General features: G+C 59.4%; 18 protein-coding genes. 12 read left to right on the top strand and 6 right to left on the bottom strand.

Annotated elements, in window-relative coordinates:
• Positions 1-6: 6 nt before the first annotated feature.
• The 3 genes from HMPREF1487_RS06915 to HMPREF1487_RS06905 all read left to right on the top strand — a co-directional run bounded on the left by HMPREF1487_RS06915 (position 7) and on the right by HMPREF1487_RS06905 (position 4,685).
• A complete protein-coding gene (locus HMPREF1487_RS06915; RefSeq protein ID WP_010795909.1) occupies positions 7-1,254 on the top strand; it encodes a thiolase family protein in 1,248 nt (415 codons plus the stop codon).
• 9 nt (positions 1,255-1,263) lie between these two features.
• Positions 1,264-3,000, top strand: a complete 1,737-nt coding sequence (locus HMPREF1487_RS06910; RefSeq protein WP_010795908.1) for an acyl-CoA dehydrogenase family protein — start codon at positions 1,264-1,266, stop codon at positions 2,998-3,000.
• Between the two features lie 266 nt (positions 3,001-3,266).
• Positions 3,267-4,685, top strand: a complete 1,419-nt coding sequence (locus HMPREF1487_RS06905; protein ID WP_010795907.1) for a sugar porter family MFS transporter — start codon at positions 3,267-3,269, stop codon at positions 4,683-4,685.
• A gap of 15 nt (positions 4,686-4,700) precedes the next feature.
• Here the strand turns inward: HMPREF1487_RS06905 and HMPREF1487_RS06900 are convergent, their stop codons facing one another.
• Positions 4,701-5,138 (bottom strand): MarR family winged helix-turn-helix transcriptional regulator, encoded by a 438-nt coding sequence (locus HMPREF1487_RS06900; protein ID WP_230382266.1) that lies wholly within the window; start codon positions 5,136-5,138, stop codon positions 4,701-4,703.
• A gap of 438 nt (positions 5,139-5,576) precedes the next feature.
• Here HMPREF1487_RS06900 and putA point away from each other — a divergent pair, with 438 nt between their 5' ends.
• Positions 5,577-9,554, top strand: coding sequence for a trifunctional transcriptional regulator/proline dehydrogenase/L-glutamate gamma-semialdehyde dehydrogenase (putA, locus tag HMPREF1487_RS06895; protein ID WP_010795904.1), 3,978 nt, complete (start codon positions 5,577-5,579; stop codon positions 9,552-9,554).
• A 55-nt stretch (positions 9,555-9,609) separates the two neighbouring features.
• On the opposite strand, the gene arcC is transcribed toward putA, so the two are convergent.
• The 4 genes from arcC to arcD are packed head-to-tail and all read right to left on the bottom strand — an operon-like array spanning position 9,610 to position 14,294.
• Positions 9,610-10,539 (bottom strand): carbamate kinase, encoded by a 930-nt coding sequence (arcC, locus tag HMPREF1487_RS06890; RefSeq protein WP_010795903.1) that lies wholly within the window; start codon positions 10,537-10,539, stop codon positions 9,610-9,612.
• A gap of 11 nt (positions 10,540-10,550) precedes the next feature.
• Positions 10,551-11,561, bottom strand: coding sequence for an ornithine carbamoyltransferase (locus tag HMPREF1487_RS06885; RefSeq protein WP_010795902.1), 1,011 nt, complete (start codon positions 11,559-11,561; stop codon positions 10,551-10,553).
• A gap of 37 nt (positions 11,562-11,598) precedes the next feature.
• Positions 11,599-12,855: an arginine deiminase gene (gene arcA, locus HMPREF1487_RS06880; protein WP_010795901.1), complete on the bottom strand. Its 1,257-nt coding sequence runs from the start codon at positions 12,853-12,855 to the stop codon at positions 11,599-11,601.
• 14 nt (positions 12,856-12,869) lie between these two features.
• A complete protein-coding gene (gene arcD, locus HMPREF1487_RS06875) occupies positions 12,870-14,294 on the bottom strand; it encodes an arginine-ornithine antiporter (RefSeq protein WP_010795900.1) in 1,425 nt (474 codons plus the stop codon).
• Positions 14,295-14,553: 259 nt separating this feature from the next.
• On the opposite strand from arcD, the gene HMPREF1487_RS06870 reads away from it, so the two are divergent.
• Positions 14,554-14,913 carry a DUF5064 family protein gene (locus tag HMPREF1487_RS06870; protein ID WP_010795899.1) on the top strand — a complete coding sequence of 120 codons (360 nt, stop codon included), beginning with the start codon at positions 14,554-14,556 and terminating at the stop codon, positions 14,911-14,913.
• A gap of 73 nt (positions 14,914-14,986) precedes the next feature.
• Here the strand turns inward: HMPREF1487_RS06870 and HMPREF1487_RS06865 are convergent, their stop codons facing one another.
• Positions 14,987-15,886, bottom strand: a complete 900-nt coding sequence (locus HMPREF1487_RS06865) for a LysR substrate-binding domain-containing protein (protein ID WP_010795898.1) — start codon at positions 15,884-15,886, stop codon at positions 14,987-14,989.
• A gap of 147 nt (positions 15,887-16,033) precedes the next feature.
• On the opposite strand from HMPREF1487_RS06865, the gene HMPREF1487_RS06860 reads away from it, so the two are divergent.
• The 7 genes from HMPREF1487_RS06860 to HMPREF1487_RS06830 all read left to right on the top strand — a co-directional run bounded on the left by HMPREF1487_RS06860 (position 16,034) and on the right by HMPREF1487_RS06830 (position 24,266).
• Positions 16,034-17,524, top strand: a complete 1,491-nt coding sequence (locus HMPREF1487_RS06860; protein WP_010795897.1) for an L-piperidine-6-carboxylate dehydrogenase — start codon at positions 16,034-16,036, stop codon at positions 17,522-17,524.
• A 179-nt stretch (positions 17,525-17,703) separates the two neighbouring features.
• Positions 17,704-18,984, top strand: coding sequence for an L-pipecolate oxidase (locus tag HMPREF1487_RS06855; protein ID WP_010795896.1), 1,281 nt, complete (start codon positions 17,704-17,706; stop codon positions 18,982-18,984).
• 279 nt (positions 18,985-19,263) lie between these two features.
• On the top strand, positions 19,264-20,385 hold the full coding sequence (locus tag HMPREF1487_RS06850; RefSeq protein ID WP_010795895.1) for a branched-chain amino acid ABC transporter substrate-binding protein: 1,122 nt from the start codon (positions 19,264-19,266) through the stop codon (positions 20,383-20,385).
• A 99-nt stretch (positions 20,386-20,484) separates the two neighbouring features.
• On the top strand, positions 20,485-21,399 hold the full coding sequence (locus HMPREF1487_RS06845) for an ABC transporter permease subunit (protein WP_010795894.1): 915 nt from the start codon (positions 20,485-20,487) through the stop codon (positions 21,397-21,399).
• Positions 21,400-21,403: 4 nt separating this feature from the next.
• Positions 21,404-22,681, top strand: coding sequence for a high-affinity branched-chain amino acid ABC transporter permease LivM (gene livM / locus HMPREF1487_RS06840; protein ID WP_010795893.1), 1,278 nt, complete (start codon positions 21,404-21,406; stop codon positions 22,679-22,681).
• Positions 22,678-23,553 (top strand): ATP-binding cassette domain-containing protein, encoded by an 876-nt coding sequence (locus tag HMPREF1487_RS06835; RefSeq protein ID WP_010795892.1) that lies wholly within the window; start codon positions 22,678-22,680, stop codon positions 23,551-23,553. The genes livM and HMPREF1487_RS06835 overlap by 4 nt, the downstream gene beginning before the upstream one ends.
• The gene (locus HMPREF1487_RS06830) at positions 23,550-24,266 is read left to right on the top strand and encodes an ABC transporter ATP-binding protein (protein ID WP_010795891.1); all 717 of its coding nucleotides are present in this window, start codon (positions 23,550-23,552) and stop codon (positions 24,264-24,266) included. The genes HMPREF1487_RS06835 and HMPREF1487_RS06830 overlap by 4 nt, the downstream gene beginning before the upstream one ends.
• Positions 24,267-24,304: the final 38 nt, after the last annotated feature.

Genomic DNA, 24,304 nt, shown 5'->3' with positions numbered 1-24,304 from the left:
ACTGCCATGGCGCGACAACAGGGCTTGTATTCTGCATTCGACGACGTGGTGCTGCTTGGGGGTGTCCGTACACCCTGGGTAGATTACTGCGGCGCGCTGGGGCAGATTTCACCGATTGACCTGGGCATCAAGGTCGCGCGCGAGGTGCTAGCGCGCAGTGGCGTGGCGCCGGATCAGGTCGATAGCGTTCTGGCAGGGTCTGTCGCTCAGGCCAGTTTCGATGCTTACCTGTTACCCCGACACATCGGCCTTTATGCGGGCGTTCCCTTAGAGGTGCCGGCCCTGCAGGTCCAGCGTATCTGTGGCACCGGTTTCGAGTTGCTGCGTCAGGCAGGTGAACAGATTGGCTTGGGTCAGGCCGAGACCGCCTTGTGCGTCGCCAGCGAGTCCATGTCTCGCAATCCCATTGCGGCCTATACGCACCGGAGCGGTTTTCGCCTGGGAGCCTCGGTGGAGTTCAAGGACTTTCTCTGGGAGGCCCTGATGGACCCGGCACCGGGTATCGACATGATTGGTACCGCTGAAAATCTGGCCCGTCGCTACAGCCTTACGCGTGCCGAGGTTGATACCTATGCATTGGCAAGCTTCAACCGGGCGCTGGCAGCACAGGAGGCCGGTTGGTTTGCGGATGAAATTGTCCCTGTGCAAACCGAAGAATTTCGGCTGGAAGGGTATCGCGCGCGGGGTATTCAACTGCCACGTCGTATCGCTTCTGTCGCTGTCGATAGTCATCCGCGGCCTACGTCACTCGAGGCCCTGGCCCGGCTCGCCGCGATTCATGGGGGCGGTGTGCAGACGGCAGGCAACAGCTGTGCAGTGGTTGACGGTGCTGCGGCGATGGTCGTGGCCAGAAGATCAAACCGGACAGACAAGCCACCGCTAGCCAACCTGTTAGCCGCTACCGCGGTCGGGGTTGCTCCAGAAGTAATGGGCATCGGCCCGGCGCCGGCCATCCGCCTGCTGCTCGAGCGCAGTGGGCTGACGCTGGCGGAGATCGCTCGCTTCGAGATCAACGAGGCGCAGGGCGCTCAGGTGTTGGCTGTTCAGCGTGAACTGGATATCGATCCGGAAAGACTGAATACCTGTGGCGGTGCGATTGCGCTGGGACATCCCCTGGCCGCAACCGGCCTGCGCCTGACGCTTACCCTTGCGCGACAGCTACAGGCCAACCACGAACGCTATGGCATCGCCGCCGCGTGTGTGGGCGGCGGGCAAGGCATGGCGGTGCTGATTGAAAACCCGAACTATCGTTAAGAGAATGCCATGACCTATCACCCTCCGCTGCGCGATATGCGGTTCGTTATTAATGAATGGCTCGATGCTCCTTCGACTTGGTCTGTAATACCAGCCTTTAGCGAAGTGGACGCTGATCTATCCATGCAAATCCTGGAGGAAGCGGGGCGTTTTAGTGCCGACAAGTTGGCGCCGCTTAACGCCTCGGGCGATCGCCAGGGCTGCCAGCTGCAGGATGGACAGGTGACGACGCCGTCCGGGTTTGCCGAGGCCTATCAGGCCTATGTCGAGGGTGGCTGGCCCGCCTTGGCTTGTGACCCGGCCTGGGGAGGGCAGGGCCTGCCACAGTTACTGGACGCGGCGCTTCAGGAAATGCTGGTTTCCGCCAACCATGCCTGGGCCATGTATCCTGGTATTGCCCATGGTGCATACGAATGCCTACGCGCCCATGCCTCAGAAGCGCTCAAGGATGCCTACCTTGGCAAGCTTGTAAGTGGCGAGTGGCTTGCCACCATGTGCATCACCGAGCCCCAGGCTGGCAGTGACGTTGGCCTGATTCGTACCCGGGCAGAGCCGATAGAGGAAGGACGCTATCTGCTCGACGGCAGCAAGCTGTTCATCTCGGGTGGCGAACATGATCTGACATCCAACATCGTGCATCTCGTACTGGCTCGCCTTCCTGATGCGCCTGTCGGTAGCCGCGGGTTGTCCCTGTTCCTGGTGCCCAAGGTGCTTGAGGGCACGGCTAATGGCGTGTACTGCGATAGCCTGGAGCACAAGATGGGTATCAAGGGCAGTGCAACCTGTGCCTTGCGTTTCGAGGGGGCCTGCGGTTGGTTGATTGGCGAGCCCCATCGGGGATTGGCGGCAATGTTTGTCATGATGAATTCGGCACGCCTGCATGTAGGGTTGCAAGGGTTGGGACATGTCGAGTCGGCCTATCAACAGGCACTTGCCTATGCCTCGGAAAGAAGGCAAATGCGCGCGCCGAAGCGCTCTGAAGAGACGGCTGAAGCAGCCGATCTGCTTGTCCATCATCCGGCCATGCGACGCGTTTTGCTGGAACTACGGGCTTGTAGTGAAGGAATGCGGGCGCTGGGGTATTGGGGAGCGCATCTGCTGGATCTGGCCGAGCATGCGACAGAGGCCGATGAGCGCGCCCGCGCCCATCAACTGGCATCGCTGCTAACACCGGTCATCAAGGCATTCTTTACCGAGCAGGGGTTTCAGCAGGCCAGTGCGGCGCTGCAGGTGCTGGGTGGTTATGGCTACGTGACAGACTTTGGCATTGAGCAGACCCTGCGCGACAGCCGGATCGCCATGATCTATGAGGGCACCAACGAAATTCAGGCCAATGACCTGCTCGTGCGCAAGGTCATCGGCGACAGGGGAGCAGCACTGGGCAGGCTTCTGGAGCACTATCAGGCAGAAGCCGAGCGGTGTTTGGCAACGCCTTCGTGCAAGTCTTATGGTGCGGCGTTAAGACAGGCCTGCGACCAGACTTGGCAGGTGACAGCGGACTTGATGAGTTCTAGCGATTCGGAATGGCCCTACCGCGCTGCGTTGGATTATATGCGCTTGCAGGGCTGGTTAGGATTGGCATTTCTCTGGGCACGTACGGCTCGGCTGGCCGAGTCCCGTCAGGAAGATGCATTTTATAGAACCAAAAGCGAAACGGCCCGCTTCGCGTTTGACTATCTGCTGCTCAATGTTGCGCAGACCGCGGACGCTATCAAGGTGAGCCGGGCACCTTTACCTGCTTTATAGGAGATAGTGGCGAAACGGTCGGGATCTGGCAGTAATTGGTGTGAAAACGGCAGGCATAATGGGGCGATGGCAGGCATTTCGTCAGCTTTTCTTTGTAGGGGTTGTTTATCGTTTTATGGCCCTTGAGCGCTGAAAGCGCCATGTCTGAGCGGTTGTAAGACCTTGATCGAGTCAAGAGTGACCGCAAGCGTCACGCGGCAGGCGGAACCACACGGATGACGGCTCTCTCCATACCTTCATATCCCTCCCATATGACAGGTAACTTCATGGCAGACGCTGTTAGCTCCGCAACCGAGAGCCATATCAAGCCCAAGGCCTATATGGCAATGGTGGCTACCGTTGCAGCCATCGCCGGAGGGTTGTACGGCTATGATACGGGCATCATCTCCGGTGCCCTTCCACAAATTGCCCAGGACTTCGAGCTTAACCATCGCGCCCAGGAGCTTGTCACGGCGGCCATCTTGCTGGGTGCGGTAATCGGTGCCCTGAGTTCGACACGTATGTCGGCAAGGCTTGGGCGTCGGCTGACCATCGTGATCGTGGCGGGTATCTATTGTGTGGGGGTGGTTGCTGCTGCCATCTCTCCCAATGTCTGGTGCCTAGGGCTGTCTCGCCTGGTGCTGGGCTTTGCAGTCGGCGGCTCGACGCAAATTGTCCCCACCTACATCGCTGAGCTGGCACCTCCCGAAAAGCGGGGTCGCTTGGTGACCTATTTCAACGTTTCCATTGGTGTAGGGATTCTCCTGGCTGCAATTGTGGGGGTGGCCGGCCAGAACCTCTTTACCTGGCGCTGGATGATTGGGGTTGCGCTTGTACCTTCGCTGGTGCTGTTGTTTGGCATGACCCGAATGCCGAGAAGTCCGCGGTGGCTGGTCGAGCAGGACCGCCCGAAAGAGGCCAGGCATGAGCTGTCTAAGGTGCGGGATACCACGGGGGAGGTGCGCGAAGAGATTGCGGATATTCAGGAGGTTGTGGACAAGAAGGAGGAGCATTCGGTAACAGGCTGGCGGGCCATGCGCCAACCGTGGTTGCGACCGGCGCTTGTGGCCGGCCTGGGCGTAGCGGCGTTTACCCAGCTCAGCGGTATCGAGATGATGATCTATTACACGCCGACATTTCTGAAGGATGCCGGTTTTGGCACGTCCGCTGCGCTGTGGTCAGCCCTTGGCGTGGCAATCACTTATCTGGTCATGACGGTAATCGGTAAGCTGATTGTCGACAAGGTCGGACGTCGAACGCTGAGCCTGGCGATGATTCCGGGGGCCGTGGTGGCGCTTCTGGTATTAGGCGCCGTGCTGCACTTCAATTTGGCGGGCGATTCGCAAGGCTGGTGGGTAGTGGGGTGCCTGGTCGTCTTCATGATCTTCAATGCAGGCGGCATCCAGGTGGTAGGCTGGCTGACCGGATCGGAAATCTATCCGTTGGCTATTCGGGATCAGGCGACCGGTGCTCATGCCGCCATGCTCTGGGGGTCCAATCTATTGCTGACCGGGACTGCCTTGACTATGACGCAATGGCTGGGTGTAGGCGGTGCGATGTGGGTTTACGCCGGACTCAATGTCCTGGGCTGGGTCTTTATCTTCTTCCTGGTCCCGGAAACAGGTGGACGAAGCCTGGAAGACATCGAGCGGTCACTGAAGGCCGGTTCCTTCCTGCCCCATCGCACCCACAAGCAGCCCGCGTAAATGTAATGCGCCGGGCTACCGGTAGACCTTGTGCAGCAAGTGCAGCAGTTGCTGTCGCTCCTCGGTACTCAGGGCGGCGGTGGCCTCATTGTCACTGCGGATAGCCACTTCTTTAAGCTGCTTGAGCAGGGTCTCGCCGGTTTTGCTCAGAAAGATGCCATAGGAGCGCTTGTCGGCCTTGCAGCGTATACGTAGCGCAAGGCCCAGCGCTTCCAGCTTGTTCAGCATGATAACCATCTGCGGTGGCTCGATGGCCAATGCGCGCGCCAGCTCGGCCTGCATGAGGCCCGGGTTCTGCTCGATCAGCGTAAGGGCGGTGAACTGGGCGGGGCGAAGATCATAGGCTTCCAGCTCATTGATCAGATGCTGGAAGACTTTCAGCTGAGCCCGACGCAGGGCATAGCCGATCACCTCGTCCAGAAATGGCGAGTTGATTTCGCTGCTTTCTTCCATATCGGTCGTATCGACTGCAACCTGCTGTTTTTTATTCATTGAATGAGAAACGGTTTCGTCATGATCATCGAATAATGCGGGCAGACAATATACAAGTCACGTATTTTCTTATACATCGTAGGGGTATTGTCGCTACCACCAGTGCTTTTCAGAAGGTCAAAGCAGGCTTAGGTGCAACCCGGCCTTTGCGGCTCGTCCGAATCAGCATAAAAGCGGCAAATCAACACAACGCAAGAGTGAGCAGGCTATTTTGTACTGGCAGGCTTGAAGCCTTGATGTAGACAGGTTCTAACGAGATGGGGCGGCGTCTTCCGGCGGTCAAGAGACAGACGGTTGCGCCTTTGTCGGTTTCCTGGGTTGCACCTGGTTGCACCATGCAGAGGTAGCCTCTATGCTTGCCGCCACCGTGTAGCACTTCCAATTAAAAAAGGCTGTTCAATGGCAACTACTACTACGCTAGGCGTGAAACTCGACGAAGCCACCCGTGAACGTTTGAAAGAGGCCGCTCGCCTTATCGACCGTACACCCCATTGGTTGATCAAACAGGCAATCTACACGTACCTGGAGACATTGGAAAAAGGTGTAAGTGTCGACGAGTTGCAGAATATTGCGGCACGACTGGGCGAAGGTGACAACGAAGTAGTAGAAGCCCTGGCTGATCCGGTCTATCAGCCATTCCTTGAATTTGCCGAAAGCATCCTGCCGCAGTCTGCGCTGCGCTCTGCCGTGACGGCCGCCTATCGCCGTCCGGAAGAAGAGATGGTGCCCATGCTGCTTGAGCAGGCGCGTCTTCCCGCAGCTACTGCCGATGCCGCGTACAAGCTGGCCTACAGCATCGCTGAAAAGCTGCGCAACCAGAAGGGCGCTGGCGGCCGCTCCGGCATGGTCCAGAGCCTGCTGCGCGAATTCTCTCTGTCCTCTCAGGAAGGCGTGGCGCTGATGTGTCTGGCCGAAGCGCTGCTGCGTATCCCGGACAAGGGCACCCGTGATGCCCTGATCCGCGACAAGATCAGCAAGGGCAACTGGCAGCCACACCTGGGCAACAGCCCGTCACTGTTCGTCAATGCAGCGACCTGGGGGCTGTTGCTAACGGGCAAGCTGGTCTCCACCCACAACGAGGCGGGTCTTTCCAGCTCGCTCAATCGCCTCATCGGCAAGAGCGGCGAGCCGGTCATCCGCAAGGGTGTAGACATGGCGATGCGCCTGATGGGCGAGCAGTTCGTCACCGGCGAAACCATTGCCGAAGCCCTGGCCAATGCCAGCGCGCTTGAAGCCAAGGGCTTCCGCTACTCCTATGACATGCTGGGTGAAGCGGCGCTGACTGAAGAAGACGCCCAGCGTTATCTGGCGTCCTACGAGCAGGCCATTCACTCCATCGGCAAAGCCTCCCATGGCCGTGGCATCTATGAGGGCCCGGGCATCTCCATCAAGCTGTCCGCCCTGCATCCGCGCTACAGCCGTGCGCAGTACGAGCGCGTCATGGACGAGCTGTACCCGCGCCTGCTGAATCTGACCTTGCTGGCTAAGCAGTACGACATCGGTATCAACATCGATGCCGAAGAAGCCGATCGCCTGGAAATTTCCCTCGATCTGCTGGAGCGCCTGTGCTTCGAGTCCAGCCTGGCTGGCTGGAACGGGATTGGTTTTGTCATCCAGGCCTACCAGAAGCGTTGCCCGTTCGTGATCGACTACGTGATCGATCTGGCGCGCCGCAGCCGTCACCGTCTGATGATCCGTCTGGTGAAGGGCGCGTACTGGGACAGCGAGATCAAGCGTGCCCAGGTTGAAGGTCTGGAAGGTTATCCGGTTTACACCCGCAAGGTGTATACCGATGTGTCCTACATGGCGTGTGCGCGTAAGCTGCTGGCCGTGCCGGAAGCGATCTACCCGCAGTTTGCTACCCACAATGCCCACACCCTGGCGGCGATCTACCAGATAGCAGGTCAGAACTACTACCCCGGTCAGTACGAGTTCCAGTGCCTGCACGGCATGGGCGAGCCGCTATACGAACAGGTCGTCGGCAAGGTGGCCGATGGCAAGCTGAACCGCCCGTGCCGTATCTATGCACCGGTGGGAACGCATGAAACCCTGCTGGCGTACCTCGTGCGTCGCCTGCTGGAAAATGGCGCGAACACCTCGTTCGTCAACCGTATTGCCGACCACTCCATCTCCCTGAAAGAGCTGGTGGCCGACCCGGTCGTAACGATCGAGCAGATCGCTGCGCAGGAAGGCAAATTAGGCCTGCCACATCCACGCATTCCGCTGCCCAGCCAGCTGTATGGCGAAGGCCGCTTGAATTCCAGCGGTATTGACTTGGCCAATGAGCATCGACTGGGCTCGTTGTCAGGTGCGTTGTTACATAGTAACAACACCGAATGGCGTGCAGCGCCCATGCTGGGCTGCCCGGCTGAAGTAGGCATTCCCCAGGCCATCCAGAACCCAGCCGATCACCGCGACGTGGTGGGTTATGTGCAGAACGCCAGCGTCCAGGACGTGGACAATGCGCTGAACAGTGCATTGACCGCTGCACCGATCTGGCAGTCCACGCCGCCGGACCAGCGTGCCGCCGTGCTCGAAACCGCGGCCAACCTGATGGAAGCGCAAATTCAGCCACTCATGGGCCTGCTGGTTCGTGAAGCCGGCAAGACCTTTGCCAACGCCATTGCCGAAGTGCGTGAGGCGGTCGACTTCCTGCGGTATTACGCCGCCCAGGTGCGTCGTGATTTCGCTAACGATACTCACCGCCCGTTAGGCCCGGTCGTATGCATCAGCCCGTGGAACTTCCCGCTGGCGATCTTCACTGGTCAAGTTGCAGCTGCACTGGCAGCGGGTAATACCGTTCTGGCCAAGCCTGCCGAGCAGACGCCACTGATTGCGGCTCAGGCCGTTCGCCTGCTGCTGGAAGCCGGTGTGCCGGAAGGCGTGGTGCAATTGCTGCCAGGGCAGGGCCATACCGTAGGTTCGGCACTGGTCAGCGATGAGCGTGTGAAAGGCGTGATGTTCACCGGTTCGACCGAAGTCGCCAACATTATTTCCCGCAACATTGCCGGTCGCCTGGATGCCCATGGCCGCCCGATTCCGCTGATCGCTGAAACCGGTGGCCAGAACGCAATGATCGTGGATTCCTCGGCACTGGCCGAGCAGGTGGTAACTGACGTCGTGGCATCAGCGTTCGACAGCGCCGGTCAGCGCTGCTCCGCCTTGCGCGTCCTGTGTGTGCAGGAAGACGTGGCGGATCACATTCTTGAAATGCTCAAGGGGGCGATGGCTGAGTGCCGCATCGGCAATCCGGATAACCTGCCGGTAGACATTGGCCCGGTGATCGATGCCGAAGCCAAGGCCAACATCGACAAGCACATCCAGGGCATGCGCGCCAAAGGCCGTACGGTTTACCAGATTGCACGCAACAACGATGGCGCGACCCATCGCGGCACCTTTGTGATGCCAACGCTGATCGAGCTGGAAAGCCTGGATGAGTTGGAGCGTGAAATCTTCGGTCCGGTGCTGCACGTGGTGCGTTATGCCCGTCAGGACCTGAACCGCCTGATGGATCAGATCAACGCTACGGGTTATGGTCTGACGCTGGGTGTGCATACCCGCATCGACGAAACCATTGCCCAGGTTGTGGAAAAGGCCCAGGCGGGCAACCTCTACGTCAACCGCAACATGGTAGGCGCAGTGGTCGGCGTGCAGCCTTTCGGTGGCGAAGGCTTGTCCGGCACAGGTCCGAAGGCCGGTGGTCCGGTGTACCTGTACCGCCTTCTGTCTACCCGTCCGGTAGACGGAGTGGCCCAGGCATTTGCCCGTGACGATCAGGAAAGTCCATCTGACCTGACCCTGCGTACCCAAATGGAACAGCGCCAGGGCAAGCCGCTCGAAGCATTGCAGAAGTGGGCAAGCGAGCAGAACAACACCGATTTGGCCGAGCTGTGCCAGGCATTCGCCAAGCAGACCGTCAGCGGTGTGACTCGCTTGCTGGCCGGTCCGACGGGTGAGCGCAACACCTACAGCCTGCTGCCACGTGAGCGTGTGCTCTGTCTGGCGGATGACGAGACGGATCTGATGGCCCAGCTGGCAGCGGTACTGGCAGTCGGCAGCACCGCGCTGTGGGTGCAGAACGATCTGTCCCGTGCGTTGCGTGGTCGTTTGCCCAAGGCTGTTCAGGCTCGTATCCAGACGACGTCCGACTGGACCAAGGACGAGGAACACTTCGATGCCATCCTGCATCACGGTGACTCCGATCAGCTGCGTCAGGTCTGCCAGCAGGCAGCCCAGCGTAGCGGTCCGATCGTGGGCGTTCAGGGGTTGTCCCAGGGCGAAACCGCGATTCCGCTGGAGCGTCTGCTCATAGAACGCGCGGTAAGCGTCAACACCGCAGCAGCCGGCGGTAACGCCAGCCTGATGACCATCAGCTGAGTGCTCCGCTCATGAAAAGGCCCGGTTGATCCGGGCCTTTTCGTTTCTGCAGGATTTATCGATACAGGATGCCCTCCGCCTCCATTGTGACTCGTGTTCCGGCGCGACCCTGCGTGATGGCCTCGATGTCCGACAGCGAGCCGATGACAGCCGTCTTACCGGTCTTGCGGGCAAACTCACAGGCCGCCTGGACCTTGGGTCCCATGGAGCCTGCCGCAAACCCGAGCGCTTCCAAGGCCTCGGGGTGGGCTTGGGCAATCGCTTTCTGGTCGGGCTTGCCCCATTCGATATAGGCTGCGTCCACGTCAGTGGCAATCACTAGCAGGTCCGCGTCCAGCTCCTGCGCCAGCAGGGAGGAGCAGAGATCCTTGTCGATGACCGCCTCGATACCTTTCAGGCGGCCGTGGTGGTCATAGCAGGTGGGAATCCCACCGCCGCCTGCGCAGATGACGATAGTGCCTTTTTCCAGGAGCCATTTGATGGGACGAATCTCGAAGATGCGTTTGGGTTGGGGGCTGGCTACCACGCGGCGGAATTTGTCGCCATCTGCGGCAATGGTCCAACCCTTTTCCGCCTTGAGCTGTTCGGCCTGCTCCCGACTATAGACCGGGCCGATAGGTTTGGTGGGGTGCTGAAACGCCGGGTCGGCAGCATCCACTTCTACCTGGGTCAACAGCGTGGCGAACGGCACCTCATACGGAAGCAGGTTGCCCAGCTCCTGCTCGATCATGTAGCCAATGGAGCCTTCGGTCTGGGCGCCCAGCACATCCAAGGGGTAGGGGCTTACATCCGTATAGGCTGCACCCTGCAGGGCCAACAGCCCGACCTGAGGGCCATTGCCATGGGCAATGACCAGCTCGTTGCCCTCCACGATCTTGGCCAGTTGCCCGGTGGCGATCCTGACGTTCTCCCGCTGGTTCTCAGCGGTAAGGGGTTCGCCTCGACGAAGCAGGGCGTTACCCCCCAGAGCGACGACGATACGCATGGTGCGACTCCTTACAGGTCAGCGAGAGTAGCGACCAGAACGGCCTTGATGGTATGCATCCGGTTTTCTGCCTGCTCGAACACTATGGAGGCGGGCGACTCGAATACGTCATCGGTCACTTCGATACCATTGGCAAGGTGCGGGTATTTTTCGGCAATCTGCTTGCCAACCTTGGTTTCAGCGTTATGGAAGGCAGGCAGGCAATGCATGAACTTGGTCCGTGGACTGCCGGTCGCCTTCATCAGCTCGCTGTTGACTTGGTAAGGCAGGAGCAACTGAATGCGCTCACCCCAGGCTTCCACGGGTTCGCCCATGGACACCCAGACATCGGTATGCACAAAGTCGACGCCCTGAACCGCTTCCCTGGGGTCTTCAGTCAATGTAACGCGTGCGCCAGTCTCCTCGGCGATGGCCTTGCACTCCTTGATCCAGTCTTCGTGTGGCCACAACGCCTTTGGCGCGCCGATGCGTACGTCCATGCCCAGCTTGCAGCCAATCAGTAGCAGTGAGTTGCCCATGTTGTTGCGTGCATCGCCCAGGTAGGCGTAACTGATGTCATGCAGCGGTTTGTCGCTGTTTTCCTGCATGGTCAGCACGTCGGCCAGCATCTGGGTGGGGTGGTATTCATCGGTCAGGCCGTTGTACACCGGCACGCCTGCATATTTGGCCAGCTCTTCCACCGTCTCCTGGCTGAAGCCGCGGTACTCAATGGCGTCATACATGCGGCCAAGCACACGGGCGGTGTCCTTCATGGTCTCCTTGTGGCCGATCTGGGAGGAGGTCGGGTCGATGTAAGTGACGTGCGCGCCCTGGTCATGGGCGGCTACTTCGAAGGCGCAGCGGGTGCGGGTCGAGGTCTTTTCGAAGATAAGGGCAATGTTGTTGCCCTTGAGGTGCTGCTGCTCGTTGCCGGTGTACTTGGCGCGCTTGAGGTCGCGGGCGAGGTCCAGCAGGTAGCGGATCTCCCGCGGAGTATGGTGGGCCAGGCTGAGCAGGTTGCGGTTGCGAATGTTGAAAGCCATGTGAGTTCTCCTGAGGTTCCGGTAGGGGCGGGTGGGACTAGTAATCGACAGGGTCACGTACGATCGGGCAGGTCATGCAGTGGCCGCCGCCTCGGCCCCGGCCAAGCTCACTGGCGCTGATGGTGATGACTTCGACCCCTGCCTTGCGTAGCTGGGTGTTGGTGTAAGTATTGCGGTCATAGCCGACCACAACGCCGGGCTCCAGGGCGACCACATTATTGCCGTCATCCCATTGCTCGCGTTCAGCTTCGTAGCTGTCACCACCGGTCAGCACGACGCGCAACGCCTTGAGGCCCAGCGCTTCGGCCACGGTATCGAGGAAGGGTTTGGGTTCGCGGCGGATGTCGATACCGCCCGGCTTGCTTTCATCCGGCCTCAGGCTGAACGGCATAATGGCATTAGCGACTTCCGGGTAGACAGTGACCAGATCGCGGTCGCAAAAGCTGAACACGGTATCCAGGTGCATGGCCGCACGTGATTTGGGGAGGCCGGCCACGATGATCCGCTCCACTGCGCCTGCCTTGAACAGGTTTTGCGCCAGTTGGCCAATGGCTTGCCGCGAGGTGCGCTCGCCCATGCCAATCAGCAATATGCCTTTTCCGATAGGCATGACGTCGCCGCCCTCCAGGGTGGCAAGGCCGTGGTCCACATCTGGGTCTCCATACCAGATGTTGAAGTGCTGATCGGCGAATTCCGGAGCAAACTTGTAGATGGCCGCTGTCAGCAGTGTTTCCTGGCGACGGGCTGGCCAGAACATCGGATTCAGCGTGACGCCGCCGTAGATCCAGCAGGTGGTATCACGGGTGAACTGGGTGTTGGGCAAGGGCGGTAACACAAAACTGGAGTGGCCCAGGTAATCCCGGAACATCTTGACCATCTCACTGCCGCTGGTGTCGGGAAGGTCCGAACCGGACACACCGCCAATCAGGAATTCGGCCAGATGGCGGGGCTCCTGGCTTTCGAGCCAGGCGCGGGTTTCGTTGACCAAGCCTATGCCGACCTGATTAGGTACGATCTTGCGGTCCAGAATCCACTTCAGCGCTTCGGGATTCTTCACGGTCTCGGTGAGCAGATTGTGCATCTCCAGCACCTCCACCCCACGCTCACGCATTTTGGTGACAAAGTCGAAGTGATCGCGCTTGGCCTGATTTACCCAGATCACATCGTCGAACAGCAGGTCGTCACAATTGCTGGGGGTCAGGCGCTGATGGGCCAGTCCGGGCGAGCAGACCAGTACTTTGCGCAGTTTGCCGACTTCCGAATGCACGCCGAGCGGGGTTGAGTTAACGGTCATGTCTGTTCTCCTTGTCACAGGGTCAGGAAGCCGGCGTACAGACCGTAGGCTGCTATGGCAGCGCCCAGCACGACGACGGCGAAGATCAGTTTTTCAACAGCGGTGAAAACGGGCTGGCCCAGCTCGTGTTTGGCCTTGGCGAACAGGATTGCGCCAGGGGCGTAGAGCAGGGCGGAAAGCAGCAGGTATTTCATGCCGCCGGCATAGAGCAGCCAGGCGCTGTAGAGGGTGGCAATGACGGCAATGATCAGGTCCTTGCTGCGTTCATGGGAGGCAGCCTCGTAGGACTCGCCTCGTACGCCGATCAACAGGGCATAGGCTGCCGACCAGAAGTAAGGCACCAGAATCATGGAAGTGGCCAGGTACAGCAGGCTGGTGTAAGTGCTGGCGGCAAACAGGGTGATCACCAGGAATAGCTGAATCAGCCCATTGGACAGCCACAGCGCATTGCTGGGCGCCTGGTTGGCGTTCTCCTTGCGCAGGAAACGCGGCATGGTGTTGTCGCGGGCGGCGGCATAGAGAATCTCGGCGCAAAGCAATGTCCAGGAGAGCAAGGCCCCGGCTAACGAGATCACCAGCCCTACGCTGATCAATACCGCACCCCAATGACCGACGACATGCTCCAGTACGCCCGCCATGGAGGGGTTCTTGAGTCCGGCCAGTTCCGGTTGGCTCATGACGCCCAGCGACAGGACGTTGACCAGCACGAGCAGCAGCAGCGTGCCAAGAAAGCCGATCACGGTTGCCTTGCCCACATCACGGCGTTTCTCGGCACGTGCGGAATACACGCTGGCGCCTTCGATCCCGATGAAGACCCACACAGTCACCAGCATCATGTTTCGCACCTGGTTCATGACGCTGCCTGAATCCGGTGTGCCCCAGAAGTCCGCTGTGAAGACATCCAGGCGGAACGCTACGCCCGCGAGCACGATGAACAGCACCAGCGGAACGATCTTGGCGATTGTGGTGACGAGGTTGATGAAGGCGGCTTCATGTACGCCGCGCAGGACCAGGAAATGTACGCCCCACAGGACGGTCGAGGCACACAGGATGGCCAGCGGCGTGTTGCCCTCGCCAAACGCCGGAACGAAAAGGCCCAGCGTACTGAACAGGAGCACGAAGTAACTGACATTGCCGAGCCAGGCGCTGATCCAGTAACCCCAGGCGGAGGAGAAGCCCATGTAGTCACCGAACCCTGCCTTGGCGTAGGCGTAGACACCGGCATCCAGTTCGGGTTTGCGGTTGGCGAGGGTCTGGAAAACGAAGGCCAGGGTCAGCATGCCGACAGCGGTAATGGCCCAGCCGATCAGCACGGCGCCCGCGCCGGCACTTTGGGCCATGTTTTGCGGCAGTGAAAAAATGCCGCCCCCGATCATCGATCCCACGACGAGGGCAGTCAGCGCGCCCAGCCTTAACTTTTGTGTTTGTGCTGTGGTCATGACGGCATTTCCTTACGGGTTTGAGCCTATTAGGAACCTGCAGGAAAAATGGCTAATGACCTGGATCAAGGAGACGAACGATTGTTTGAACACGCGCTATTGGAGATCAATGCCTCAATAGATCGTTGTGGATTGACCTGAAGCAATGAAGTGCTCTGCGGCGCATATTTTGGCCGTGCAGATCCATTACGCTAGCCAGAAGACCGCCAAACGGTCTGATGTGAACGCAATCTGCCAAGCGGCGGGAGGAGTGAAAATCATGTACGAGCCGGGTCGTCTTGACGTGCAGCGGCTGGGTAACCCGCAACAGCCAGCCTTTCGCCTGAGCCTGACCTATGAGGTGACGCCTCCGTCGCGCGAACAGGCCGTAAGGTTCGACCTCAACGGTACAGTAGGTGAGCAGACCGTCCGCGAAACGTTCGAGTTGCGCCGCGATGTGGCCTGCAATTTTCTGTCAGTGATCAGCCGCCGCCTGCGGGGCTATGGACTGGCGCCGCGCACCGCCTGCGTCTTTTCATGGCATCACGACTACGATCCGTTGTTTGCCGATTTGCGTCGGCGCCTGCAGCTCAAGCCGGGCGACCCGGTGGACCTGGAGTGGTTTCTGAGCCGGGGGTGATGTGCGTTAGGCCCATTCTGTCCCGGCCTCATTCAAGGCCTTCACAACACCTCCGTGCCAATAACGGCATTACTCAAACGGTAGGCGTATCGATCCGCTCGCGTATCCAGGCGACGAACTTTCGGATCTTGGGGACTTCCGCGGCATGCTCGGGATAGCCGAGATAATACGTATGTGGGCTGGTCATGCTGTGCGGCCAGGCAATGACCAGCTTACCCTCGGCCAGCTCCTCGTCGATCAGAAAGCGTGGCACCAGGGCGACACCGCAGCCCACCTGCGCCGCGCGGATGCACATGGTAAAGGTATCGAAGCGCGGCCCGTGGTAGCTGTGTTCAGTGTGAAGGCCCTGGCTCTGGAACCATTCGTGCCATGCCTCGGGGCGAGCTGCATTCTGGAGCAAAATGTAATCGGCCAGCTGCGTCGGATTGCTCAAGTGCCCTTCGGGCCAGAGACCGGGTGCGCAGACCGGCACCATGTCCTCAGTCATCAACGGAATACATTCAGCACCGGGCCAGCGTCCCTGGCCGGCGAACAGTGCCACGTCACAGGCCGGCTCGTTGACATCCATATTCTTGACTTCATGACGCACGTCCAGGTGGATCATCGGATGCTGTAGCCGCCAGCCCTTGAGGCGTGGGATTAGCCAGCGCTCGCCAAAGGTCGGAGGGGTTGCTACACGCAGTACCTCGGTTTCACCTCCATAGGAGCGCATGTAATGGGTCGACATCTCGATCTGCGTGAGAATCTTGCTGACTTCAGACAGGTACAGCGAGCCGGCTGGAGTCATCTGCAACCGCTGGCGTACGCGTCGAAAAAGCGGATGGCCCAGCTGTTCTTCGAGCTGAGCCACCTGCTTGCTCACCGCGCTCTGGGTCAGGCTTAGCTCCTCGGCGGCACGGGTAAAGCTCAGGTGCCGTGCCACGGCCTCGAAACATTGCATGGCGGTGATCGAGGGTATGTGGCGACGGGACATGACAGCTCCAACCTGAGTCGGCGCGCAGGTTTAAGGCTGCGTGCAGAACGTTCATGAAAAAAAGGAATGATAAACCGAGCAAAGGTCGTTTGTTGAGCAGCCGCTTCCCGGCTAATACTGAACCCATAATGACCTAAGGAGCCAGCCATGATTGATGCACTGCTCAGCCGTCTCGGCGTTGACCCAAGCCTTTACCAGAACGGCAACCATGCCGTATTCACGCCTATCGACGGCAGCCAGCTTGGCGCTGTCACGCTGGAAAGCGCCGCCGAGGTGGAGCAAAAGATCACCCGGGCCGACAAGGCTTTCCAGGCCTGGCGCGCCGTACCGGCGCCACGTCGTGGTGAGCTGGTCCGCCTGCTGGGCGAAGAGCTGCGCAAGCACAAGGCTGACCTGGGCGAGCTGGTGTCCTGGGAAGCGGGCAAGATCACGCAGGAGGGGCTGGGTGAAGTACAGGAAATGATCGATATCTGCGACTTCGCCGTCGGCCTGTCCCGCCAGCTGTATGGTCTGACGATCGCCTCCGAGCGTCCCGGTCACCACATGCGTGAAACCTGGCACCCGCTGGGTGTCGTGGGCGTGATCAGTGCGTTCAATTTCCCGGTGGCGGTCTGGTCATGGAACACCGCCCTGGCCCTCGTCTGCGGTAACTCCGTGGTATGGAAGCCTTCGGAAAAAACGCCGCTGACGGCATTGGCCTGTCAGGCGCTGTTTGAACGCGCCGTCAAAGCCTTTGGCGATGCACCGGACTACCTGAGCCAGGTCATCGTAGGGGACCGAGCCAGCGGTGAAGCGCTGGTGGATGATCCACGCGTGGCCTTGGTCAGCGCCACCGGCAGCACCCGTATGGGCCGTGAAGTGGGGCCACGTGTAGCGGCTCGCTTTGGCCGTTCGCTGCTGGAGCTGGGCGGCAACAATGCCATGATCGTTGGGCCCAGTGCCGATCTGGACATGGCGGTTCGCGCCATCCTGTTCAGCGCCGTGGGTACGGCCGGACAGCGCTGCACCACACTGCGCCGCCTGATTGCCCATGAGTCGATCAAAGATGAGCTGGTGACTCGCTTGAAATCTGCTTATGCCAAGGTACGCATTGGCCATCCGCTAGAGGGTAACTTGGTCGGCCCGCTGATCGATGCGCAAAGCTTCCAGGCCATGCAAGGCGGTCTGGAACAGGCCAAAGGAGAGGGCGGTGTGGTCTTTGGTGGCGAGCGTCAGCTGGCGGACCAGTACCCGAACGGTTACTACGTCTCTCCGGCTATCGTCGAGATGCCCGAGCAGAGCGAGTCGGTGCAGACCGAAACCTTTGCCCCCATTCTCTACGTGATGACTTACCGTGAATTCAGCGAGGCCATTGCCATGAACAATGCGGTGCCACAAGGCTTGTCGTCCTGCATCTTCACGACGGACATTCGCGAGGCCGAGTCTTTCCTGTCTGCGGTGGGCAGTGATTGCGGCATCGCCAACGTGAATATCGGCCCGAGCGGCGCCGAGATTGGAGGGGCCTTTGGCGGAGAGAAGGAAACCGGCGGCGGCCGCGAGTCCGGCTCCGATGCCTGGAAGAGCTACATGCGTCGCCAGACCAACACGGTTAACTACTCGCGCGAGCTGCCATTGGCGCAAGGGATCGTGTTTGATTGAGGTGGGATTTAAGTGATGGGTATCGCTGCGCTCAATCCACCCTACCGGGTAGTTTTGTAGGGTGTTGATGCGGGACTGCCGGTACGGTCTCGTAGGATGGGTTGGGCCCTGGCGATACCCATCGAAACCCTCACCCTCAAGGTTAACGGTTCATATCGTCATTGTGTGAAGGAATACCTATGCCGCTCCGCCAGCAATGTCTGTGGGAAACCCTGTCACCTAATACCCTCAATGCACCACCCTTGAAAGGCGAATCCAGGGCTGATGTCTGCATCATCGGTGCAGGCATTACCGGGCTTTCGGCGGCCCTGCATCTGGCGGAGCAGGGCAGGCGTGTGGTGGTGGTGGAAGCCTATGAAGTGGGGCATGGCGGTTCCGGCCGTAACGTCGGGCTGGTCAATGCCGGTATGTGGATTCCACCGGACGAGGCGGTCGCTACGCTTGGGCCCGCGGTAGGGGAAAAGCTGCTCAAGGTCATGGGGAACGCACCCTATGAGGTCTTCTCCCTGATCGAGCGCCACGGCATCGATTGCCAGGCGCAGCACCAGGGCACACTGCACATGGCGCATAACGGCAAGGGCCTTGCTGACCTGCAACGCCGCGCCGAGCAGTGGCAACGGCGGGGCGCACCGGTTGAATTGCTGACCGGTACTGCCTGCATCGAGGCCTGTGGCACCGCCCATGTCTCCGGCGCGCTGCTGGATCGCCGTGCCGGCACGATCAACCCGATGGGCTACAGCCTTGGGCTGGCCCGCGCGGCATTAGCGCAGGGCGTTCAGCTCCATCAGCAGTCACCGGTTACTCGCCTTGAGCGTCAGGGCTCACAGTGGTGCGTCGTGACGAGGCAGGGGGCCGTGCTGGCCGAGCAGGTGCTTATCGCTTCCAACGCCTATACCGAAGGCGAGTGGACTACCCTGCGCAATCAATTCTTTCCGGGGTATTACTATCAGGTCGCCTCCAGGCCGCTGGGGCCTGAAGCCGATTTTATCCTGCCCGGCGCGCAGGGCTCCTGGGATACCCGCACGGTGCTCAGCAGTATCCGGCGCGATGCAGCGGGACGCTTGCTGCTGGGCAGCCTGGGCAATATGGCGAGCCGTCCGGGCTGGTTCATCGAGGCCTGGGCTGATCGGATTCAGCAGCATTATTTCCCTGCGCTTGGCAAGGTCGAGTGGGAATGCACCTGGACAGGATGCATCGCGTTTACGCCTGATCATCTGATGCGCCTGTTCGAACCGGCACCCGGTTTGCTCGCCATGACCGGTTATAACGGGCGCGGTGTAACGACCGGTACCGTTGTAGGCAAGGCCTTTGCCCATTACTTGTGCAGCGGTGACAGCGAAGTGCTACCGATGCCCTTTGTCCCCTGGGATCACAACCCGGTAGGGCAATGGCGAAGCCCGCTCTACGAAGCAGGTTTTAGTCTTTATCACGCGGGGCAGTGTTTGCGAATTGTGGTGTAACTCGTAGTGTTACTTATTGGTGCAAGGGGTGAGGATGACAAGATCAGGACAGTGCATCTAGGCCGTTTCGCTGTCCTGAACGATGTTTCGTGAGTGACCTTACACATAGGCAAGCGCTGCTTTAGTCGCAGGCTGGCGGAGCATTTCGCCGATTTCTTGCAAAATCCTCTGATTTTTCACAAAAACCTATGATTTTGAAGATTTTTAACGATATCAGAGCGCTGGCATGTGGATTGCTGTCTGGAGAGGGCCCACATAACCCTCTGGAGCAAACCTCCCATGTCGACGATTTACAGAAAAGGCATTCTGGCTCTCGCAATTGGCTCAGCTCTTTCGTTTTCCGCTTTGGCTCAGGCCGATATCATCATCGGTGTTGCAGGTCCCTTTACTGGCGCTAACGCCGCTTACGGAGAGCAGTTCTGGAAAGGTGCAACACTGGCGGCTGAGGACATTAACGCCACGGGTGGTATCAATGGTGAAAAGATCAAACTGGTACAGGGCGACGATGCCTGTGAGCCCAAACAAGCGGTAGCGGTGGCTAACCGGTTGGTCGATTCCGAGGGAGTCAAGGCGGTGATCGGCCACTTCTGCTCCTCCAATACGCTGCCAGCGTCAGAAATTTACGATGAGGCAGGGATAATCTCCATCACGCCTGGATCAACCAATCCACAAATCACCGAGCGCGGTCTGGCAGGCGTATTCCGTATGTGTGGCCGTGATGACCAGCAGGGGGTCGTGGCAGCCAACTACATCGTGGATACGTTAAAGGCGAAAAAGGTAGCTGTTATCCATGACAAGGATGCTTACGGCCAGGGCCTGGCGGATGCCATGAAAGCTCAGCTGGCCAAGCGCGGCGTGAAGGAAGTGCTTTATGAAGGCCTGACACGCGGTGAGAAGGACTTCAACTCCCTGGTAACCAAGATTCGCTCCTCTGGGGCCGAGGTCGTCTACTTTGGCGGTCTGCACCCCGAAGCTGGCCCGCTGGTCCGCCAGATGCGAGAGCAGGGCGTAAACGCCAAGTTTGTTTCAGGTGATGGCATCGTCTCGGCTGACATGGTAACGACCGCCGGTGGCCCGCAATATACCAAGGGGGTGTTGATGACCTTTGGTGCCGATCCGCTGAAAAGCCCGGCCGGTAAAAGCGTAGTCGATAAGTTGCGCGCCTCGGGTTATGAGCCGGAAGGCTACACGCTGTATTCCTATGCCTCTTTGCAAGCCGTGGCGGCTGCCTTCAAGGGCGCCGGCAGCACGGATGGCGAAGCCGCCTCCGAATGGCTCAAGAGCCACACCGTTCCTACCGTTCTGGGTGAAAAGTCCTGGGATGGCAAGGGCGACCTCAAAGTCTCTGACTACGTAATGTACGAGTGGGACGATAAAGGCAAATACAACCAGTTGCCCTGATTCCCTTTCTGCGTTCATGCGTCTTTCACCTCCGGCTGACCAAGCCGGAGGTGATGTCCTGGCGCGTCTTTACTCAACCGCTTGCGCGAGAATGACATCGTGGACGGTATCTTCCTGCAACAACTCATCAACGGCCTGACCCTGGGCTCGGTATACGGGCTGATCGCCATCGGTTACACGATGGTGTACGGCATCATTGGCATGATCAACTTCGCTCACGGCGATGTGTACATGGTGTCTGCCTATCTGGCAGCCATCGGTATTGCCCTGTTGAGCTTTTTCGGCCTGCATTCCTTTCCTGTGCTGATCCTGGGCACGCTTATCTTCTGTGTAGTGGTGACCAGCCTTTATGGCTGGGCAATCGAACGAATCGCCTACAAACCGCTGCGTAACTCCACCCGCCTTGCGCCGCTGATCTCGGCCATCGGGATGTCGCTGATCCTGCAGAACTATGTGCAGTTGGCACAGGGCGCCCGCCAACAAGGGGTACCAACGCTGCTCGATGGGGCGCTGCGCCTGCATATCGGTGAAGGCTTCGTCATCATCACCTATACCAAGATCTTCATCATCGTTGCGTCCATTGTGGGCATGGGCCTTTTGACCTATGTGATCCAGAAGACCACATTGGGCCGCATGTGTCGCGCGACCCAGCAGGATCGCAAGATGGCGCAGATTCTGGGCATCAACACCGACCGGGTGATCTCGTACGTGTTCATCATCGGTGCTGCGATGGCGGCGTTGGCCGGTGTACTGATTACCATGAACTACGGCACGTTCGACTTCTATGCCGGCTTCATCATTGGTATCAAGGCGTTTACTGCGGCGGTGTTAGGCGGCATCGGCTCGCTGCCGGGCGCCATGCTGGGCGGCATCATTCTGGGCGTGTCGGAGGCGCAATTCGCGGGTCTTGTGAACAGCGACTACAAGGATGTCTTCAGCTTCTCACTGCTGGTGCTGATTCTGATCTTCCGGCCCCAGGGGCTGCTTGGAAAGCCGCACGTGGCAAAGGTGTGATGTTATGACCCAGACTTCTTCCTTCGATTTCAAGGTCATCCTGCGTGATACCTTCATGGTCGGGCTGGTCTCGCTCATCCTGTTCGGGCCCATCGTAGGTATTGTGCTCGACGGTTATGGATTCAATCTGGAGCCTCAGCGCGTCGGCATCATGGTGGCGGTGGTGATGGCGGGGCGTTTTCTGCTCAGCCTGTTCGGCCAGACGTCCAGGGGACGTACCTGGATCGAGTCGTTCAAGCGCAACGACGGAGGCGTGCATGTGCTGCCGCCCGGACACAAGTCGAATCTGCGGTACATCCTGCCTATCGTGATTCTGGTCGCGCTGATCTTTCCCTTCCTGGCCACCAAGTACTGGCTGACCGTGGTCATCCTATGCATGATCTACGTGCTGCTTGGCCTGGGGCTGAACATCGTGGTCGGGCTCGCCGGTCTTCTGGACCTGGGCTATGTCGGTTTTTATGCCATCGGTGCCTATGGGCTGGCGCTGGGTTACCAATACCTGGGGTTGGGCTTCTGGACGATGATTCCCCTTGCTGCAGTCATGGCTGCGGTGGCCGGGGCAATTCTTGGCTTTCCGGTGCTCAGGATGCACGGCGACTACCTCGCCATCGTGACCCTGGGCTTTGGTGAAATCATCCGTCTGGTGCTCAACAACTGGCTGGAGTTCACCAACGGCCCTAATGGAATTTCGGCACCGTCGCCGACATTCTTTGGTATTGAGTTCGGTCGGCGGGCCAAGGAAGGTGGCGTGCCTCTCCATGAGCTGCTGGGCATCTCCTACAACCCCAACGCCACGATGATTTTCATCTACAGCGTGCTGTTTCTCATCGTGCTACTGGTGCTTTACATCAAGCATCGTCTTACCCGCATGCCCATTGGCCGCGCCTGGGAAGCGCTGCGCGAGGACGAAATCGCCTGCCGCGCCATGGGCCTTAACCATGTTCTGGTCAAGCTTTCCGCCTTCATGATCGGTGCGTCCACCGCCGGGATTGCCGGGGTTTTCTTTGCCACCTACCAAGGGTTTATCAATCCGGCGTCATTCAACTTTTTCGAGTCCGTTCTGGTGCTGGCCATTGTGGTGCTCGGCGGGCTTGGCTCGACCGTCGGGGTGGTCATTTCGGCCTTTGTCATGACGCTGCTGTTCGAGGTGCTGCGTGAGTTCGGCGACATCCGCATGCTCGTGTTTGGTGTGTTGATGGTCGTGATGATGATGTGGCGCCCACGCGGGTTGATCCGCATCAGCCGCAGTGGATTCGCGATTCGCAAGGGAGTAGCGCCATGAGCGACAACATTCTTACCGTTGACGGATTGGGCATGCGTTTCGGCGGGATCAAGGCGCTTTCCGATGTGGCCTTCAGCATTCGCCGCCATTCCATTACTGCCCTGATCGGCCCCAACGGGGCGGGCAAAACTACAGTCTTCAACTGCCTGACCGGATTCTACAAGGCCACCGATGGTCGCATCGTCTTGAGCAATGCTGACGGGCGCGAAACGGACGTGGGCAGGATCATGGGGGAGCCGTTTCAGCCCACCGATTTCGTCAACCCTGCCCAGTTCGGCAGTCGCCTCTGGTACAAGATGTTTGGCGGGACGCACCTGGTGAACCGTGCCGGCCTTGCGCGGACGTTCCAGAACATTCGCCTGTTCAAGGAAATGTCCGTGGTCGAGAATCTGCTGGTAGCCCAGCACATGTGGATCAACCGCAACCTGCTGGCGGGCGTCTTCAATACGCCAGGTTTTCGTCGGGCAGAGGAAAAGGCACTCGATGTAGCCTTTTACTGGCTGGAGGTGGTGGGGCTGACCGAGTGCGCCAACCGCCTTGCTGGGGAAATGTCCTACGGTCAGCAGCGCCGTCTGGAGATCGCCCGCGCCATGTGCACCCGACCGGAACTGATCTGTCTGGATGAGCCTGCTGCGGGTCTTAACCCTGCCGAGACCGAGAAGCTGTCGGCCATCATCAGGCACCTGCGTGACGAGCACAACATCACCGTACTGCTGATCGAGCACGACATGGGCATGGTCATGAGCATCTCCGACCATATCGTCGTGCTCGATCACGGTAACGTGATCGCCCAGGGCCTGCCGGACGAGATCAAGAATAATCCGAAGGTCATTGCCGCCTACCTGGGCGCGGATGAGGAGGAGGTGGCATGACTACGCCCTTGCTGGAATTCAGAAACGTCGACGTATTTTATGGGCCGATCCAGGCGCTCAAGGGCGTTTCGCTGCACATCAATGAGGGCGAGACGGTCAGCCTGATCGGTGCCAACGGGGCGGGAAAATCCACCTTACTCATGTCCATCTTTGGACAGCCGCGGGCGCGTAACGGACAGATCATCTACCGAGGCGAGGAAATTACCCAGAAAAGCGCCCATTTCGTTGCTTCCAACGGTATCGCGCAATCACCGGAAGGGCGGCACGTCTTTCCTGACATGAGTGTGGAAGAGAACCTGCTGATGGGCACCATTCCCATAGGCACCAAGCACGTGGACGAGGACATGCAACGTATGTTCGAGCTGTTTCCGCGCCTCAAGGAGCGGCGTAACCAGCGAGCCATGACCATGTCTGGAGGCGAACAGCAGATGCTGGCTATCGCCCGGGCGCTCATGAGCCGACCCAAGCTGCTGCTGCTCGATGAGCCGAGCCTGGGGCTTGCGCCTATCGTGGTGAAGCAGATCTTCCAGATCCTGCGTGAGCTTGCGCAGGCCGGCATGACGATCTTTCTGGTCGAGCAGAATGCCAACCATGCGCTCCGGTTATCGAACCGGGCCTATGTCATGGTGACGGGAGAGATCCGCATGACGGGCAGCGGCCAGGAACTGCTGGCTGATCCTCAGGTACGCGAAGCCTACCTGGGCGGCCATTAAGCCGCCGTTCAGCCTGCGTCAGGCTCCATGGTACTGAC

Source organism: Pseudomonas sp. HPB0071 (assembly GCF_000478505.2).
Classification (GTDB): Bacteria; Pseudomonadota; Gammaproteobacteria; order Pseudomonadales; family Pseudomonadaceae; genus Chryseomonas; species Chryseomonas luteola.
The sequence above is the reverse complement of the archived record's forward strand: the minus strand, read 5'-3'. Positions and strand labels throughout refer to the sequence as shown.